The 17,511-nt window shown below is 65.9% G+C and carries 17 protein-coding genes and 3 tRNA genes; 1 reads left to right on the top strand and 19 read right to left on the bottom strand.

What is annotated here, in order from left to right; translation table 11 throughout:
* Positions 1-10 precede the first annotated feature (10 nt).
* The 6 genes from C4F17_RS26645 to C4F17_RS26620 all read right to left on the bottom strand — a co-directional run bounded on the left by C4F17_RS26645 (position 11) and on the right by C4F17_RS26620 (position 7,109).
* Positions 11-985, bottom strand: coding sequence for a sterol desaturase family protein (locus C4F17_RS26645; protein ID WP_106937245.1), 975 nt, complete (start codon positions 983-985; stop codon positions 11-13).
* 9 nt (positions 986-994) lie between these two features.
* Positions 995-1,810, bottom strand: coding sequence for a polysaccharide deacetylase family protein (locus tag C4F17_RS26640; RefSeq protein ID WP_106937244.1), 816 nt, complete (start codon positions 1,808-1,810; stop codon positions 995-997).
* Positions 1,794-2,801 (bottom strand): YncE family protein, encoded by a 1,008-nt coding sequence (locus C4F17_RS26635; protein WP_106937243.1) that lies wholly within the window; start codon positions 2,799-2,801, stop codon positions 1,794-1,796. The genes C4F17_RS26640 and C4F17_RS26635 overlap by 17 nt, the downstream gene beginning before the upstream one ends.
* A gap of 93 nt (positions 2,802-2,894) precedes the next feature.
* Positions 2,895-3,653: a pseudouridine synthase gene (locus C4F17_RS26630; protein WP_106937242.1), complete on the bottom strand. Its 759-nt coding sequence runs from the start codon at positions 3,651-3,653 to the stop codon at positions 2,895-2,897.
* A 61-nt stretch (positions 3,654-3,714) separates the two neighbouring features.
* Positions 3,715-5,451 (bottom strand): gamma-glutamyltransferase, encoded by a 1,737-nt coding sequence (ggt, locus tag C4F17_RS26625; RefSeq protein ID WP_106937241.1) that lies wholly within the window; start codon positions 5,449-5,451, stop codon positions 3,715-3,717.
* A gap of 56 nt (positions 5,452-5,507) precedes the next feature.
* Complete coding sequence (locus tag C4F17_RS26620) at positions 5,508-7,109, bottom strand: class I SAM-dependent methyltransferase (protein ID WP_106937240.1); 1,602 nt, start codon at positions 7,107-7,109, stop codon at positions 5,508-5,510.
* 271 nt (positions 7,110-7,380) lie between these two features.
* Between C4F17_RS26620 and C4F17_RS26615 the strand changes: the two genes are divergently transcribed.
* Entirely contained in the window at positions 7,381-7,584 is a 204-nt protein-coding gene (locus C4F17_RS26615; protein ID WP_081271303.1) for a hypothetical protein, read from the top strand.
* Positions 7,585-7,869: 285 nt separating this feature from the next.
* Here the strand turns inward: C4F17_RS26615 and C4F17_RS26610 are convergent, their stop codons facing one another.
* The 13 genes from C4F17_RS26610 to folC all read right to left on the bottom strand — a co-directional run bounded on the left by C4F17_RS26610 (position 7,870) and on the right by folC (position 17,506).
* On the bottom strand, positions 7,870-8,310 hold the full coding sequence (locus C4F17_RS26610) for a helix-turn-helix domain-containing protein (protein WP_106937239.1): 441 nt from the start codon (positions 8,308-8,310) through the stop codon (positions 7,870-7,872).
* 43 nt (positions 8,311-8,353) lie between these two features.
* Entirely contained in the window at positions 8,354-8,797 is a 444-nt protein-coding gene (locus tag C4F17_RS26605) for a hypothetical protein (protein WP_106937238.1), read from the bottom strand.
* Positions 8,798-8,877: 80 nt separating this feature from the next.
* Positions 8,878-9,117: a hypothetical protein gene (locus tag C4F17_RS26600; protein ID WP_234382403.1), complete on the bottom strand. Its 240-nt coding sequence runs from the start codon at positions 9,115-9,117 to the stop codon at positions 8,878-8,880.
* A 260-nt stretch (positions 9,118-9,377) separates the two neighbouring features.
* Positions 9,378-9,779 carry an HU family DNA-binding protein gene (locus C4F17_RS26595; RefSeq protein ID WP_106937236.1) on the bottom strand — a complete coding sequence of 134 codons (402 nt, stop codon included), beginning with the start codon at positions 9,777-9,779 and terminating at the stop codon, positions 9,378-9,380.
* Between the two features lie 429 nt (positions 9,780-10,208).
* Positions 10,209-10,285, bottom strand: a tRNA-Asp gene (locus C4F17_RS26590).
* A 70-nt stretch (positions 10,286-10,355) separates the two neighbouring features.
* A tRNA-Glu gene (locus C4F17_RS26585) sits at positions 10,356-10,431 on the bottom strand.
* A 57-nt stretch (positions 10,432-10,488) separates the two neighbouring features.
* Positions 10,489-10,564: transfer RNA gene (locus C4F17_RS26580), tRNA-Ala, on the bottom strand.
* A 35-nt stretch (positions 10,565-10,599) separates the two neighbouring features.
* The gene (gltX, locus tag C4F17_RS26575) at positions 10,600-11,988 is read right to left on the bottom strand and encodes a glutamate--tRNA ligase (RefSeq protein WP_106937235.1); all 1,389 of its coding nucleotides are present in this window, start codon (positions 11,986-11,988) and stop codon (positions 10,600-10,602) included.
* Between the two features lie 4 nt (positions 11,989-11,992).
* Complete coding sequence (locus tag C4F17_RS26570) at positions 11,993-13,216, bottom strand: O-succinylhomoserine sulfhydrylase (RefSeq protein WP_106937234.1); 1,224 nt, start codon at positions 13,214-13,216, stop codon at positions 11,993-11,995.
* An 11-nt stretch (positions 13,217-13,227) separates the two neighbouring features.
* The gene (gene purF / locus C4F17_RS26565) at positions 13,228-14,730 is read right to left on the bottom strand and encodes an amidophosphoribosyltransferase (protein ID WP_106937233.1); all 1,503 of its coding nucleotides are present in this window, start codon (positions 14,728-14,730) and stop codon (positions 13,228-13,230) included.
* Between the two features lie 12 nt (positions 14,731-14,742).
* Positions 14,743-15,228: a CvpA family protein gene (locus C4F17_RS26560; protein WP_106937232.1), complete on the bottom strand. Its 486-nt coding sequence runs from the start codon at positions 15,226-15,228 to the stop codon at positions 14,743-14,745.
* Positions 15,229-15,246: 18 nt separating this feature from the next.
* On the bottom strand, positions 15,247-16,125 hold the full coding sequence (locus tag C4F17_RS26555; RefSeq protein WP_106937231.1) for an SPOR domain-containing protein: 879 nt from the start codon (positions 16,123-16,125) through the stop codon (positions 15,247-15,249).
* 73 nt (positions 16,126-16,198) lie between these two features.
* Positions 16,199-17,506 carry a bifunctional tetrahydrofolate synthase/dihydrofolate synthase gene (gene folC, locus C4F17_RS26550; protein ID WP_081271293.1) on the bottom strand — a complete coding sequence of 436 codons (1,308 nt, stop codon included), beginning with the start codon at positions 17,504-17,506 and terminating at the stop codon, positions 16,199-16,201.
* Positions 17,507-17,511 lie beyond the last annotated feature (5 nt).

The following is a 17,511-nucleotide window of genomic DNA, read 5'->3' as shown; positions in this document are numbered from 1 at the left end:
CCGGTGACCCTCAAGCGCGTCCGACCATTCGCTTCAGGCCGAGCCACTGCTGGACCCAGAACCCCCGGCCGTACTCGCGCACGCGCCCGTCGGTGCCGGGCTCCACCTGGTCGCGGATGCCGGTGGGGTCGTAGCGGTTCTCGAAGTTGGCGGTGCCGAACATCATGTCCCACCAGGGCAGCAGCACGCCGAAGTTGTGGCCGCCGAGCGTGCTCCTGCCGTTCGATTCATGGCCCAGCCCGATGCTGTGGTGCAGCCGGTGAAAGCGCGGGCTGATCCACAGCCGCTCGCCGATGGCGCCGAAGCTCAGCCGCAGGTTGGCGTGCTGCAGGCTCTCGCTGAGCTGGGTGAAGGCCACGAACGCGATGAACTGCCCCGGCGCCACGCCGATGAGCTGCGCCACGATGACGATGAGCGTGTCGTGGACGATGTCGTCGAGCAGGTGGTTGCGGTCGTCGCTCCACATCGTCATCTGGCGCTGCGAGTGGTGCAGCGAGTGCAGGCCCCACCACCAGTTGAACTGGTGCTGGCCGCGGTGGATCCAGTAGCCCACGAAGTCGAGCACCACGAGATAGATCGCGAAGGCGATCACCGGCACGTCGGTCACGCCGGGCCAGACCTCGTCGAGGTGGAAGGTGCCCCACCCCGCCGTGCGCAGCGCGCCCATGGCGTCGTCGAAGAACGGCTGCAGCGTGAAGAAGATGGCCAGCCGGAACAGCCCGAGCCGGTGGATCAGCGTGTAGAGCACGTCGATGCGGATGGCATGGCGGTCGACCACGGGCTCCACCGAGCGCCAGCGCTGCAGCGGCCCGATGATGGCGATCAGCACCAGGATCTGGATGACCCCGACCAGCAGCCAGCCGGTGGCGTCGAATGCATCTTCGGTCCAACCGCCGAGGCCCACGGCAAACACCAGCGGCTGCACGACGGCCTCGAAGAACCAGCCCTGGAGAGCAGAAAAAGCGTCAGTCAGCCAATCGATCATGGCGCGAACTCAGGAGTGGGATGCGATCCAGGCGCGGTAATCCGGGTGCTGGCGCAGCGTCTGGAAACAGAAGCCCTTGGCCTTGAGGCCGACGATCAGCGGCTCGAGGTTGGCCGGCGCCCACGGATCCTTGCGCGACCAGATGCCCAGGTGCGCGAGCAGGATGTCGCCGGGGCGGATGGTGTCGAGCGCCTGCGTGAGCAGCTTCGCGTTGCTGAATTTCTCGCTCGGCAGTTCGTCGCCAAGGAAACCGGCGGGCGCCCAGCCGACGTACTTGTAGCCGCAGCCCTCGGCAGCCGCCAGCAGCGCGGGCGAGGTCTTGCCGCCCGGCGCTCGGTACAGCGGCAGCGGCTTCTTGCCGGTGATGGCGGCCAGCCGGTCGGACGACTTGCGGATGTTGGCGCAGTACTCGGCCGCGCTCCAGGTCGATTCCTTGCCGTTCTGCGGGCCGGCCGAAGGCTTGATGCGGAAGCTCGGCGGCGTGCCCTTGACGTCGGCGCGCCAGTAGGCGTGGTCGTAGGTGTGGGAGCCGAACTCGTTGCCTTCGGCCGCCCTCGCCTTCCACCAGGGCGCCCAGTGGTCGTCGAGGCTGTCGCCGTCGGTCTGGGTGCGCTCGGCGGCGGCGAAGAAGGTGACGCGCACGTTCTGCCGCTTGAGCACGTCGGCCACCAGCGGGGCGATGCCCATGTGGCCGGTGTCGAAGGTCAGGTAGACGGGCTTTTCGCAGGTGGCGGCCTGCTGCTGCGCCCAGGCGCCCGGCACCACCGTGCCGCAGGCCAGCGCCAGCAGCACGGCCGCGCCGGCGCGCCTACGTGCGCTTGCCATGGTCCAGCGTCCAGACGCCGTGCGGCGAGCGTCCCACGTTGACCTGCCGCACCACCTTCTGGCCGACGAGATCGACCACGGTGAGCTTCTTGGCCCAGCGCGAGGTCACGTACAGCGTCTTGCCGTCGGCCGACACGTCCATGCAGTCGGGACCGCCCGGCACGGCATAGGTGGCGACGACCTTGAGCGTCGCCAGGTCGATGCGGCTGATGGTATTGGCCACGCGGTTGCTCACGAACACGGTCTTGCCGTCGCCGGCCGAGCGGAAGGCGTGGGCGCCCTTGCCGGTGGGGATCTTGCCGACCAGCTTGGGCTGCGCGCCCTCCACGTCGAACACCTGCACGCCATCGCCGCCGGTCAGGCCCACGAGCAGCGTCTTGTCGTTGTGGGTGCCGAAGATGTCCGCCGGCATCGGGCCGGTGGCGGTGCGCCACTTGACGGTCTGCGAAGGCAGGTCGACCGCGATCATCTCGTCGCTGTCCTGCATCGTCACGTAGGCGATGGTGCTGGTGTTGTCGATCCAGATGTGGCTGGGCGTCTTGCCGGTGGCGATGCGCTTGGCCAGCTTGAGGTCCTTGCCGTCCCAGCGGTAGACGTCGACGTGGTTCAGGCGGTTGCCCGCCGTGACGAACCACTTCATGTCGCGCGAGAACTGCAGCTGGTAGGGGTCGATGATGCCGTAGACCACCCGCTGCACCTCGGCCGTGCGGGGGTTGAGGAAGGTCAGCGAGTCGCCCGCCGAATTGGCCACGATGACCGACTTCTCGTCGGGCGTCATGTAGATGTGGTGCGGCTCCTTGCCGGTGGTGATGCGTTGTTTTTCGCTCCAGTCGACCGGGTTGATCACGCTCACGCTGGCATCCAGCGAGTTGAGCACGAAGATCGGGGGAGGCTCTGCCGGCGCGGCGGCGGCAGTGTGTGCCGCCAGGGCCGTCATGCAGGAAAACAGGAGGGCCGCGATGCGGCCGTTCGGGCGGGCTGGAAGTCGCAAGGGAAGGTTCCGAGAGAGAGCTGGCGATCTTAACGGTCGAGCATTAAGACTGGCTGACCTGGAAACCCGGCTTTCTCCCCCTGTCAGCGCCTGTTACTTCGAAAGCTTGGCGGCTTTGGCGGGCTTGGCCGGTGCGCGCAGCGCGGCGACCTGCTCGGCGGTGAGCCAGCGCCACTGCCCAGGCGCCAGGTCTTCCGGCAGCGCGAGGTCGCCGATGCGCGAGCGGTGCAGCCCCTCGACCCGGTTGCCGACCGCGGCCAGCATGCGCTTGACCTGGTGGTACTTGCCCTCGGTGAGGGTGAGCCGCAGGTGCAGCGGGCTGTCGGATTCGCAGGCGGCGGCTCGCACGGGCTTCGGATCGTCGTCGAGCACCACGCCGGCCAGCAGCTTCGCGATCTGCGCCTCGTCCACCGGATGCTTGGCCGTCACCTCGTAGACCTTGGGCACGTGGTGCTTGGGCGATCCCATCTTGTGGATGAACTGGCCGTCGTCGGTCAAAAGCAGCAGGCCGGTGGTGTCCTGGTCGAGCCGGCCGATGGCCTGCACGCCCTGCACCGCTCCCTTGTTGGGGCGCAGGCGCAGCGGCGAAGGCAGCAGCGTGTAGATGCTCGGGTAGGTCGAGGGCTTCTGCGAGCACTCGGTGCCGGCCGGCTTGTGCAGCATCAGGTAGGCCTTCTCGTGATAGACCCAGGCCGTGCCCTGGACCGTGTAGAGAAGCCCCTCGGGATCGAGATCGGCGAACGGGTCGGTCACCGCCTGGCCGCCGATGGTCACGTGGCCTTGCTGGACCAGCCCCGCGCACACGCGGCGCGTGCCGAAGCCCTGGGTGTAGAGGATGTCTTGCAGGTGCATGAAAAATGAAAAAAGCGGCCGCGCCGACAAGGGCACGACCGCCTTCGAGTGTGCCGCAGGTTCAGTAGCCCGCTGCCAGGCCGGTGTTGCGGCGTGGGTCGTTGGCGCCGTAGAAGCGGTTGTTGCCGACCGGCTTGCCGCCCAGCGACGGCGCGCCGACGATGATGGCCGCGAGGTGGTTGGCCGGCTGCGGCACGCCCAGGTTGTGGCCCATGTCGGTCAGGATCTTGCGGGTGTCGGGGCTCAGCGCATAGGCTTCGACGTTGGTGACGTCGGGCAGCCACTGCTGGTGGAAGCGCGGCGCATCCACTGCTTCCTGCACGTTCATGCCGTAGTCGATGGCGTTGATCATGGTCAGCATCACCGCCGTGATGATGCGGCTGCCGCCCGGCGTGCCGACCACCATCACGGGCTTGCCGTCCTTGGACACGATGGTCGGACTCATCGAGCTCAGCGGGCGCTTGCCCGGCTCGATCTTGTTGGCCTCGCCCTGCACCAGGCCGTACAGGTTGGGCACGCCCACCTTCGAGGTGAAGTCGTCCATCTCGTCGTTCAGCAGTACGCCGGTCTTGGCGGCGGTGATCTTGGCGCCGAACCAGTCGTTCAGCGTGTAGGTCACAGAAACCGCGTTGCCCCATTTGTCGGCGATCGAGTAATGGGTGGTGTTGCTGCCTTCATGCGGCGCGACGCCGGGCTTGATGTCCTTCGAGACGCCGGCCTTCTTGGGATCGATGACGGCGCGGATCTTCTCGGCGTAGCCCTTGTCGAGCAGGCGGTCGAGCGGGTTCTTTACGAAGTCGGGGTCGCCCAGGTAGCTGTTGCGGTCCACGTAGGCGTGGCGCATGGCCTCGATCTGGTAGTGCACGGCCTGCGCCGAGTGGTAGCCCAGGTCCTTGAGCGGATAGCCCTCGAGGATGTTGAGCATCTCGCAGATGATCACGCCGCCGGAACTGGGCGGGGGTGCCGACACGACGCGGTAGCCGCGGTAGTCGCACTCCACCGGCGCGAGTTCGCGCGTCTTGTACTGGTCGAGGTCGGCCTGCGTGATCAGGCCCTTGCCGCCCTGGCTGGACGCCACGATGGCATTGCCGACCCAGCCCTTGTAGAAGCCGTCGGTGCCCTTGGCGCTGATTTCGCGCAGCGTCTTGGCCAGGTCCTTCTGCACCAGCTTGTCGCCCACCTTGTAGGGCTCGCCCTTGTTCAGGAAGATGGCGGCCGAGGCCGGGTCTTCCTTGAAGTCGGCCGTGGCGGTGCCGAGCAGGTCGATGTCGCCCTGCTCCAGCGCGAAGCCCTTGTCGGCCAGCTGGATCGACGGGGCGAGCAGCTCGCCGCGCTTCATGGTGCCGTACTTCTCGCGCGCGTACTCCATGCCCGACACGCTGCCCGGCACGCCCACGGCGAGGTGGCCCTTGGTGCTCAGGCCCTTGATGACGTTGCCGTCCTTGTCGAGGTACATGTTGGCCGTGGCGGCCAGCGGCGCTTTCTCGCGGAAGTCGAGGAAGGTCTTGCGGCCGTCGGCCAGCTGAATGGTCATGAAACCGCCGCCGCCGAGGTTGCCCGCTGCCGGGTACACCACGGCCAGCGCATAGCCCACGGCCACCGCCGCGTCGACGGCATTGCCGCCGCGCTTGAGCACGTCGACGCCGACCTTGCTCGCCAGGTGCTGCGCACTCACGACCATGCCGTTCTCGGCCGCGACGGGCGCCACCGATGCCGCATTCGAGGCGCCGGCCGCCGCCAGCGCGAGCACCGCCGTGACGGCGGCGCGCAGCTTCGGGGTCCAGTGGATTTTTTGCATGTAGGAGTCTCCTCTGTAGGTCCTGTGTTGAAGAAAGAAAAACGGTAACGCGCCGGTCAGTCCACGAGCAGAGCCTTGCGCCGCAAGGCATCGAGCGCCAGCTCGACCTGCTGGCGCGCGAACGCCTTGACTGCCTGCGGTTCGGTCAACGGTTTGTCGTCCTTGACGAAGCGAAGGCGGTCGCCGCGCACTTCGGCTTCGAGATGCTCGGCCAGCGCGTCGTGCGAGTTCGTACCGTCGAGCAGCGGCAGCAGGCTGCGTTCGAGCAGCGTGAGTGCCACGGGCTCATGCCACTGGTTACAGGCATTGGCGTTCGCGCCGGCCGCCGGAGCCAGGCCGGGCGCGCTACGCACGGCGCCCAACGCCCGCGGCAGGCCGGGCACCGAGGCCGCGGCGGGCACCGGCGTGCGGCGAAAGCGCAGCGCGCCGAGGATCAGCAGTTCCTCGAGCATCGACATGGCCGCCTGGTCGACCGCTGCGGCGGGCTGCCCGACGAGCCGGGCTGCGTCGGCGATCAGCTTTTCCACGGGCATCGAAGCCGGGTACGCCGCCTCGAGCAGGCGCGCGACGGCCTTGTGAATGGGCAGCCGCAGCGTGACCTTCAGGCCACGGATCGCGTCGCAAGGCTGTTCGCTGGCATCGAGCGCCAGCTCCGCGCCGCCTTCGGCAGTGAACAGGCCGGCGACTTCGAGGGCGCGGATGCGCGCGGGGTCCATCCGGTAGCGGATGTCTACGGCGCGCGCCTGCCGCACCAGCAGGGTCTGCCTGAAGGTGCGGTTGACCAGGAAATCGAGGTACTGCTCCATCAACACCTGGCTGCCGCCGCATTCGCGCAGCAACGGGTCGCGCACCTTGTCGCCGTAGTTCTGCACGAACATGGTCGAGGGCTCGGCATCGCACAGGTAGGCCAGCCCGCGGGCCTCGGCGCGCGCCACGAACTCCTTGAAGTAGCACGGCGCGTTGCAGGGCTCCAGGAACTCGTGCAGCAGATAAGAGCTGTTGGCGCTGCGCACGATGGGCATCGTCTCTTCGAGCGTCTTCTTGAGCACGCTGTCGGCACGGGCCGACTCTTCGAGGAACTCGAGCATGCCGCGCGCATAGGCGAGCTTTTCGTCCGGCGTGTCGCGCGGGCCGCCGCGCAGGATCATCGCGTCGCGCACGATCTCGCGGGCCTTCCAGCCGGGGTACACGTTGTAGCTGACGTAGGCCACGCCCTTGGGCGCGAGGTTCTCGGCGCAGATGCGCAGGATCGCGTCCTGCACCGGGCCCGGCACCCAGCTGTAGACGCCGTGGCAGACGATGTAGTCGAACTGGCCGAACGAAGCGTCGATCTCCGAGATGTCGAAAGCCTTGAGTTCGATGTTCGACAGTCCCGCCCGGGCGATGACCGCCGCGCCCTGCGCCACCTGCACGGTGGACAGGTCCACGCCGACCGCGCGAGCGCCCGGATGGCGGGCGGCGAAGGGAATCAGGTTGCCGCCGGCAGCGCAGCCGAGTTCCAGCACGCTGGCTTCGGCGGGCGGCGGGGTGTCGAGCCCGAACAGGAACGCCAGCGCTTCCAGATGCTCCATGGCCGACTGGGGAAACGGATGCGAGTCATAAGGCACCGCGTCGTAGTAGCGGGTCAGCGTGGAAGTCAGGGAGTCCGACACGAGCATTCTTGTGATGTGGCAGCGGCCGACGACTATAGCCCCGGGTCCAGGCAAAAAAAACCCAGCCGGAGGGCTGGGTGTGAAAAAGCCTATCTGCTGGCATGCATCAAGGCCCCGCACAGGTTGACCGGCGGGGACGGTTTACCCGTCAAGGAGAAAGTGGTCGGCAAGCCCGTAGTTTACTGTATATGCATACAGCTCGCTCGGGCGACCATTCCGGATACCGCTATATGGATCGCACACCAGCCCAGTTGCCGGCCGGTCTTAGAATGGCCCGATGAATTGGCGCACACTGCTTCCGCTTGCCCTGGTCCTCGCCGGCTGCTCGACCCCTCCCAACGAGGTCACGCAAGTGCGCCCCGGCGTGCTGCGTGCCGTGACTTATGTGCAGGCCTCGAACTACTGCGACGTCAAGGGACAGTCGCCAAGATGGCTTGGCAAGGCACCTGCGGAACAGGGCGTCTTGTTCGAGTGCAACTGACGGCCTTCGCCGATCAGGCCGGCGCTATCCGGTTCATTCGCCGAACCAGAACATCAGCCAGTTCCCGATGGCGGCCAGCATGGTCATCAGGGCCGCAAGATCGAACTGGCGAGAAAGCGCCAACAAGCGCAGTTGACGAGTGCTGTTCAGCATTGATCAATACCCTCGCGTCATGAACACTCCCCTCGCGGCAGCCTGCGCTAACGCCGGCTGTTCGTCGATCCGAAGATAGTTTGAGCTTGCGACGAAAGTGGACCGGGTAATCCCCGACCTGGGACCAGCGCCTCAGCCGGCCTGAAGTCGCTCGGCCGCCTGCTGCTTGCCAAACTCGCGCACCGAGGCCAGGCGCTCCAACTGAGCAGCGCGCGGCCGCGCCTTGCCTTGTTCCCAGTGGTAGATCGTCTGGCCCGATACACCGACGAGCTTGCCGTACGAGGCTGCAGACAGTCCCAGCTTGCTGCGGTGCGAAGCCAGTCGAGCCGGGCTGAAGCGCCGCTTGGGCCCCGCCTCGGCAGCCTCGTCGACATCGCTAACCACTGCACGCTTGCCGGCACTGCTGGCAACGTTGCGCAGTTCCTTCTCCAACGCATTCACCTGGCGACGCAGAGCGGCGATCAATGCCCTGTGGTGTACGGAGGCCTTCTTCAGCGTCTCGATTTCCGCTCGAACCTCTTTGCGGGCAACGCGCGAGATTTCGGCTTTGAGAATGGATGCAATGTTTGGCATAGCGCGATTGTGCCTAGCTCATGCTGGCGATAAGGAACGAACGCTAACCCAGGTCGGAGCGCTTGCAATCGAGCACCAATCCCGGCTCGACCGCTCTCAGCGCAGGCACCTTGCCCATGAAGGTCACACCGGCGCCAATCAGACGCCACTCTCCGGCCTTGAACAGCCTGAAGAGATGCGTGACATCAGTACCGACACTGGGGATGGCGTTGAACACATAGACCGGCTCGCCGGACTGGGTCTCCTCCATGCTGAGGAGTTCGGCCCTCATCTTCCCCATCGTCTCCGTGTCCTTTGTCCTGGAACGCACGATGTCCATGTTGACGGTACGCGAGTGCTCGTCGATGGCAATCCTGCGGATCCAGTGCGAAGGCGCCGATGCGGCGGCAGGCCCGGGAACGCATGTGATCGTTCCCGCAGCGCATGCACCCGCTGTCGTGAGCAATAGCGCCTGAAGGGCAAGCCGGCCTGGTTTGATGATCGTCATCGTTGTTAGGCTGCCTCGATCGAGCGGCCGCGAGTTGGCATCGGCCCGACTCTAACGTGCGGCAGCGTGCGTGCGGCGCCTCAGCCGCCGCCTTTGCCGTCATCGGCTCGCTTCGCGGCCCACTCCACAGCCATGGCCTTCGCGCGCTCGAGCGCCTCGCGCACGCTGTGCCCCGCGGCCGGATCGATCTTCAGCATGCGGATATCGTCGTTCGGCGGCGCCCTGTAACGGAGCACGGCCTGAAAGGAACCGGAGGGAAGCTTCTCCGCGCTGCAAAGGAAGGTCCAGCCCGCATGGGGAAATTCGAGCATCTCATCCATGGCAGCCGCCTTGATCGAAGGATTGCCGGCCATGGAGGACGCTACCGAGGTTCTTGGCGCTTTGCATTCTGATCCCCTTGTCTTGAATTCGAAGAAACCAAGCTACAGCGCACCACGTGTGGCGCGATGTAGGAGGCAACCGCCGCAAATGCAGGCGCGCGGCTCGCTCTGGCCCCAACGAAAAATGCCCCGCTGGGCGGGGCATTTCGGTTCAGGCGTTTGCCCGGCATCCGCGGCGCGAAGCCGCGGCAATGCGTCAATTACTTCTTCTTGGCGGCCACGGCCTTCTTGGCGGGGGCGGCAGCCTTCTTTGCTGCGGGCTTCGCAGCAGGCTTGGCAGCCGGCTTGGCGGCCACGGCCTTGCTGTCGGCCTTGCGCTTTGCAGCCTTCGGGTCCACGGCGGCCTTGAAGGCGGCGCCCGGCACGAACTTCGGCACCTTCTGTGCGGCGATCTTGATCTTGGTGCCGGCGCTGGGGTTGAAGCCCGAGCGTGCGGCGCGCGCCACTTGCTTGAAAGTGCCGAAGCCGACGATCTGCACTGCGTCATCCTTCTTCACGGCAGCAACGATCGTGCTGGTGATGGTCTCGAGGACGCGCGCGGCTTCCGCCTTGCTGAGGTTGTGGGCGGTAGCGATTTTTTCGACGAGTTCGATGCGGTTCAAGTGAGTTCCTATTAGGTTAATTTCGCCATGTTGCCTATGGCGGCGCAGCAACGAATACAAGCTGCAAGCGGGGCGGAGTTTATTCGACTGCGAGAGGGCCTATGTAACTCGGCCGCATAAAGTGGTGTCGAGGGGCGCATGGCAGACGAAAAGATCCCTCGTACACGAGGAGCTTTCTCCTCGACAGAGCATCCTGGGCATCGCAACTTGGCCATCGAGCTCTTGGCCGAGTTAAGGTGTGAGTCAAAGTTGGGAAGAACGCCAATGGGCTGCCGATCATTGATGCGATCGGCCAGGGTGCTTGAGCACTGGCAGGTGGCTGAACATTTGGAGGAAGCACCAGTCGCCGATCGCATGGATCAACGAAGTGCAGGTTCCGAAAAAGACAAAAGGGTTAGCAGACTTTCATCTGCTAACCCTCGTCGGAACTGGCGGAGTGGACGGGACTCGAACCCGCGACCCCCGGCGTGACAGGCCGGTATTCTAACCAACTGAACTACCACTCCTGGTAGACAACGTTCACTCGTTTTACCGAGCCAAGTGTTGCCACTTGTGCCTGCTTCACTTGCGTGAAACTGGCGACCCTACGGGGATTCGAACCCCGGTAGCCACCGTGAAAGGGTGGTGTCCTAGGCCTCTAGACGATAGGGTCAAAACCTTAGGAACAGTGCTGCGATCAGCACTTATCTTCAACTCTCTCGACACTTAATGGTGGAGGTAAACGGGATCGAACCGATGACCTCTTGCATGCCATGCAAGCGCTCTCCCAGCTGAGCTATACCCCCGTGTGGGTGTCGAGCCTCGAATTATAGCCCGTTTTTCAGGCCTTTCTCAATCTTTCGATAACTTTTTCTCTGGAAAAAATCTCTAGGACTGAATCGAGGGACGGTGTTTGCGACGTTCCCATCACAAGCACACGTACTGGCATCGCTAACACTGGCATTTTCATGCTGTGCGCTGCGAGCACTTCCTTGATCATAGCCGAGATTGAGGCCTTATCCCAGGTCGCAGTTATCAATTTTTCTGCGAGTTCTGCAATCGCGGGTTTAACGGCCTCGGTGATGTGCTGCGCACGGTCCTCTTCAGTCACCGAAATGTCCGTGTAGAAGGCCGCAGCCCAGTTGGCGAGTGCCACCGTGGTGTCGCAACGATCTTTGAATAGCGCGCAGATCGCGGGCAGGCGTTCGTCCGCAACGATGCCCTTCTTCTGCAGCTGTGCCTCGACGAGCGGTGCAAGCTCTTCGCCGGTCTTCGCCTTGATGTATTGAGCGTTGACCCAGGCGAGCTTGGCCGCATCCCACTGCGCGGGGCTCTTCGACAGGTGCGAGCCATCGAACCAGCTCACCATCTGCTCGCGCGTGAAAAGCTCGTCGTCGCCGTGGCTCCAGCCGAGGCGCGCGAGGTAGTTGAGCATTGCCTCGGGCAGGTAGCCGTTGTCTTCGTAGGCAGTGACGCTCACCGCGCCGCGGCGCTTGGAAAGCTTCTGCCCATCGTCGCCAAGAATCACCGGCACGTGACCGAACTGCGGCAACGGCGCACCGAGCGCACGGAAGATGTTGATCTGCCACGGCGTGTTGTTGATGTGCTCGTCACCGCGGAACACGTGCGTGATGTTCATGTCCCAGTCGTCGACCACCACCGCGAAGTTGTAGGTGGGCACACCGTCGGGCCGCAGGATGATGAGGTCGTCGATCTCGCGGTTGTTGATGGTGATCTCGCCCTTGACGAGGTCGTTCCACGTCACGTCGCCTTCGGGCGGGTTGCAGAAGCGCACCACGGGCGGCACGCCTTCGGGCACGGGCGGCAGCACCTTGCCCGGCTCGGGGCGCCAGCGGCGGTCGTACAGCGTCTTCTCGCCGCGTGCGCGCTGCGCCTCGCGCATTTCGTCGAGTTCGGCGGGCGTGCAATAGCAGTGGTAGGCCGTGCCGGCGGCAAGCATCTGCGCGATCACTTCGCGATAGCGCTCCAGGCGCTGCATCTGGTAGATCGGGCCTTCGTCGTATTCGAGGCCAAGCCAGTGCATGGACGCGAGGATCTGGTCGGTCGAGTCCTGCGTGGAGCGGGCCACGTCGGTGTCTTCGATGCGCAGCACGAACTCGCCGCCGTAATGGCGTGCATAGGCCCACGAATAGAGCGCCGTGCGGGCCGTGCCCAGGTGAAGAAAACCCGTGGGGGACGGTGCGATGCGGGTGCGTACTTTGCCGGTCATTTCGTTATGGTTGATTCAGTGTGCTCAGGCCGCGCGCGAGGTCGGCCTTGATGTCTTCGGCATGCTCGAGGCCGACCGCGAGGCGGATCAGTCCCTGGCCGATGCCGGCAGCCTGGCGCTGGACCTCGGTGAGGCGTCCGTGCGAGGTGGTGCCGGGGTGCGTGATGATGGTCTTCACGTCGCCGAGGTTGGTGGCGACGCTCACCACGCGCGTGCTGTTGATGACATGGAACGCATTGGCGCGCGCGGTCTCGGGCGTGTCGCCGACCACGTCGAACGACACCACCGCGCCACCCTGCCCCGACTGCTGCCGCATCGCCAGTTCATGCTGCGCGTGCGAAGGCACGCCCGGGTAATAGACGCGAGCGATGCCCGGCTGCTTCTCGAGCCACTGCGCGATGTCCAGCGCATTGGCGCAGTGCGCCTTCATGCGCACGCCCAGCGTTTCGATGCCCTTGAGCACGACCCACGCATTGAACGGCGCCAGCGCCATGCCGGCGGTGCGCACCACGGGGCCGAACACGTCGACGATGAGCTTCGAAGGACCGCAGATCGCGCCGGCCATCACGCGGCCCTGGCCGTCGAGGTGCTTGGTGCCCGAGTGGATGACGAGGTCGGCGCCCAGTGCCGCCGGGCGCTGCAGGATCGGCGTGCAGAAGCAGTTGTCGACCGCCAGCAGCGCGCCTGCCGCGTGCGCCACGTCGGCCAGTGCGCGGATGTCGCAGACCTCGGTCAGCGGATTGGTCGGCGTTTCGGCGAACAGCAGCTTCGTGTTGGGCTTGACCGCCGCGCGCCACTCGGCCACGTCGGTCTGGGAGACGAAGGTGGTCTCCACGCCGAACTTGGCGAACTCCTTGCCGAACAGGTTCAGCGTGGAGCCGAACACCGAGCGCGAGCAGATCACGTGGTCGCCGGCCTTCAGCAGGCCCATGCACATCATGAGGATCGCCCCCATGCCGGTCGATGCGCCGATGGCCGCCTCGGTGCCTTCGAGTGCCGCGATGCGCTGCTCGAAACTGGTCACCGTGGGGTTGGAGGTGCGCGAGTAGGTGAAGCCCGGCTCGGTGCCCGCGAAGCGGCGCATCGAAGTTTCGGCGTCGGGCTGCACGAAGCCGCTGGTCAGGAACAGCGCGTCGGAATGCTCGCCGTACTGGCTCGGCGCGAGGCCGGTGCGCAGCGCGAGCGTGTCGGGATGCAGGCCGGGCGGCAGGGGTCTTTCGTCGGTCACTTCGTCGGCTCTTATTCGCTGTGATTGGGGAGCGCGAGGCGCGAGGAATCTTCTTCGGTCTCCTCGATGCGCGGCCGGTTGCCGTTCATGCGCGAGATGGCTTCGGTGTCGATGTCGCCGGTCACGTACACGCCGTCGAAGCAGGAGGCGTCGAAGCCGTCGAGCTTGCCGTTGAGCGAACCGATGGCGCGCTTCATGGCGTCGACGTCCTGGTAGATCAGCGCGTCGCAGCCGATGAGCTCGCGGATTTCTTCGACGGTGCGGTCGTGCGCCACCAGCTCGCCCTTGGTCGGCATGTCGATGCCGTACACGTTGGGGTAGCGCACCGGCGGCGCGGCGCTGGCAAGGTACACCTTGCGGGCGCCGGCATCGCGGGCCATCTGCACGATTTCTCGGCTGGTGGTACCGCGCACGATGGAGTCGTCGACCAGCAGCACGTTGCGGCCCTTGAACTCGCTGGCGATCACGTTGAGCTTCTGGCGCACCGACTTTTTGCGAACGCCCTGCCCCGGCATGATGAAGGTGCGGCCCACGTAGCGGTTCTTCACGAAGCCTTCGCGGTACGGCACGCCCAGCAGGTGCGCCAGTTGCGTGGCGCTCGGGCGGCTCGATTCGGGGATCGGGATGATCACGTCGATCTGGTTCGGCGGCACGGTCGAGACCACGCGCTTGGCCAGCGTCTCGCCGAGGTTCAGGCGAGCCTGGTACACCGAGATGCCGTCGAGCACCGAGTCAGGGCGTGCGAGGTACACGAATTCGAAGATGCAGGGGTTCAGCGTGGGCGTTTCGGCGCACTGCATCGAATGCACGTTGCCTTCGAGGTCGATGAACACGGCCTCGCCGGGGGCGATGTCGCGCTCGAACACATGGCCCGAGCCTTCCAGGGCAACCGATTCGCTGGCCACCATCACCGCGCCGTCGGCGCTGCGGCCCATGCACAGCGGGCGAATGCCGTACGGGTCGCGGAAGGCGAGCAGGCCGTGGCCGGCAATCAGCGACACCACGGCATACGAGCCGCGCAGGCGCTTGTGCATGTTCTTGACCGCGGCGAAGACTTCAGCCGGGTGCAGCGGCACGCCGCGCGACGAACGCTCGATCTCGTGGGCCAGCACGTTGAGCAGCACTTCGGAGTCGCTCTCGGTGTTGGTGTGGCGGTGGTCGGTGGAGAACAGCTCCGCGCGCAGCGCATGCGCGTTGGTCAGGTTGCCGTTGTGCACCAGCACGATGCCGAACGGCGCGTTCACGTAGAAGGGCTGGGCCTCTTCCTCGCTGTAGGCGTTGCCGGCGGTCGGGTAGCGCACCTGGCCAAGGCCGACGTTGCCAGGGAGCGCGCGCATGTTGCGCGTGCGGAACACGTCGCGCACCATGCCCTTGGCCTTGTGCATGAAGAACTTGCGCTCGAGCAAGGTCACGATGCCTGCCGCGTCCTGGCCGCGATGCTGCAGGAGCAGCAGCGCGTCATAGAGCAGCTGGTTGACGGGTGCGTTGCTGACAACGCCGACGATTCCACACATGAACGATTCCTCTCAGGGCAGGTAGCTTGCCAACTTTTCAGGCAGCGAGGGCTTGAGGCCCTGCAATGCCGCATCGAGAACAATGGCGCTGCGCGATTCGTGCCACCAGGCACTGTCGCTGAACACCAGCAAATGAACAACGACCGCCAGCACGAGCAGGGCCACCGCCCCCCGTGCCGCACCGAACGCCGCTCCCAAAATACGATCCACCGGCCGCAGTCCCACGACCGTGATCAGCTTGCGCGTGAGCGAGGCCACCAGGCCCACGCCGAACGCCACCGCCACGAACACCAGCACGAAGGCCAGCGGATAGCGCCAGGCGCCCTGCGGGTCTCCGAACGGAAACCATGCCGCCACGCCTGAAGCCAGCCACTGGGCGGCAATGAAGGCGGCCACCCAGCCGATCAGCGATATCACCTCGAACACCAGCCCGCGCATCAGGCCAAGCAGCATCGACACACCGATGAGCGCAACGGCGATCCAGTCGAACAGGGCCACGGCAAGCGAAAAAGATTCTTACAACGTGAGGATGGCGGCCGACAAAGACAAGCCCTTGACCTTCTCGGCGGCGCGGTCGGCCTCGGCACGCGAGGCGAAGGGGCCGACACGCACACGCGTGCGTTCGCCGTCGGCCGTCTTCGCCACGTGCACATAGGTCTTGAGACCGGCCCGCTCGAGCTTCTGGCGCACTTCGCGCGCCTTGTCGGCATCGGCGAACGCGCCCACCTGCACCACGAAGCGGCCACCGGCCTCGTCGGCGGCGGCGGGCTTGGACGTGGCGGCAGCGGCGGCCGTGATCGGCTTGCCCTCGAGCAGCGCGCGGGCCCGGGCGCCGTCGTCGACGGTGGCTGCCGGCTTGGGCTTGGCTTCGGGCTTGGGTTCCGGCTTCGGCTTCGGCTCGGGCTTGGGTTCCGGCTTGTGCTCTGCCGGCTTGGGTTCGGGTTTGGGCTCCGGCTTGGGTTCGGGCTTGCGCTCCGGAACCGCTGCGGCCGGCGGCGTGCTGGCGGCCGGCTTGCCGGGATCGATTTCGGTGCCGTCCGCGGTCTCGGTGATCATGCCTCCGGCCGAAGAAGCCGAAGCGACACGCGACGAGCCGCTTTCGGGCGCGGTCGGGGCCGTGCTGACGGCCGGTGCCGGCGTGGCGGGCACGGGCAGCGGCTTGACCTTGTTGCGGTCGGGAATCTCGATGGGGATGTCTACCGACACCGGCCGTGGCTGTGTGTCGAACAGCAGCGGGAAACCGATGACGCCCAGCAGCACCAGAACGGCCGCGCCGAGCAGCCGGTGGCGCGCACGCCGACGCATGGTTTCGACACTTTCCGCCGGCGCTGCGGCGGGGGCGCTGCGCCCTTCGTTGCCTTGCGGGCCGCGCGTGCGGAACTTGAAAAACGCCATGAAGTTCGATCCCTGGAGGAGTGCAGCGAGGTTATGCCCGGTGGTGCCGATGGGTGTGTGTACAGCCCGGCGATCAGCCGCCTGGCAGCAGGTGTTTGGCTTGCAGCCGGGGGGTGCCGTTTTCGAGCACGCCACCCACGGTGAAGAACGATCCGAAGACGACGATTCTATCAGCGGGCCCTGCCTGCTCGATGGCTGCGCGCAACGCGTCCATCGGGCCCGCGTGCACGCTGCCCGAGGCGTCGGCACGGCTGTTCTGGGCCTGCCAGGCAGCGAGAAGATCGGCCGCCTTGGCGGCGCGCGGCGTGGGCAGGTCGGTGAAGTACCAGCGGTCGATCAGCGGGCCGATGCGCGCGAGGATCGGTGCCAGGTCCTTGTCGGCCATGACGCCGAACACGCCGTGCGTGGTGGGATAGAAGCCCATCGCGTCCAGGTTCTCGGCCAGCGCGGCCACGGCGTGGGCGTTGTGCGCCACGTCGAGCACCAGCGCGGGCTCGCCCGGCACGATCTGGAAACGTCCCGGCAGCTCGACCATGGCCAGCCCGTTGCGCACCGCCTGCGCCGTGATCGGCAACTGGGGCCGCAGGGCCTCCAGCGCCGCGAGCACGCCCGCGGCATTGATGAGCTGGTTGGCGCCGCGCAGCGCCGGGTAGGCCAGCCCGCTATAGCGCCGGCCGCGGCCCGACCAGCCCCACTGCTGCTTGTCGCCGGACACGTTGAAGTCGGTGCCGAAGCGCCAGAGGTCGGCACCGATGGCATTGGCATGGTCGATCACGCTCTGCGGCGGCATCGGGTCGCTCACGATGACCGGCTTGCCCGCGCGCATGATGCCGGCCTTCTCGAAGCCGATGCTTTCGCGGTCGGGGCCGAGGTATTCCATGTGGTCGAGGTCGATGCTGGTGATGACCGCGCAGTCTGTGTCGATGATGTTCACTGCATCGAGCCGCCCGCCCAGGCCGACTTCGAGAATTGCCACGTCGGGCTTTTCCTCGATCATGCAATGCAGGATGCCGAGGGTGGTGAACTCGAAGTAGGTCAGTGGCATGTCGCCGCGCACTTTTTCGACCACATCGAAGCTTGCTATCAGTTTGGAAGCATCGACGGCCTCGCCCTTGAGCCGCAGCCGCTCTTCGAAGCGCACCAGGTGCGGCGACGTGAAGACCGCCGTGCGGTAGCCCGCGTGCGTGAGGATCGACTCGAGCATCGCGCAGGTCGACCCCTTGCCGTTGGTGCCGGCCACGGTGATGACGGGGCAGCCGAAGCGCAGGCCGAGGCGCTGCGCCATTTCTTTGGCGCGATCGAGCCCGAGCTCGATGTTCTTGGGATGCAGTTGCTCGGCGCGGGCGAGCCAGTCGTTAAGGGTTTCCATGGAGGCCGGGATTGTCG

This window comes from Variovorax sp. PMC12 (assembly GCF_003019815.1).
Lineage (GTDB): Bacteria > Pseudomonadota > Gammaproteobacteria > Burkholderiales > Burkholderiaceae_C > Variovorax.
The sequence above is the reverse complement of the archived record's forward strand: the minus strand, read 5'-3'. Positions and strand labels throughout refer to the sequence as shown.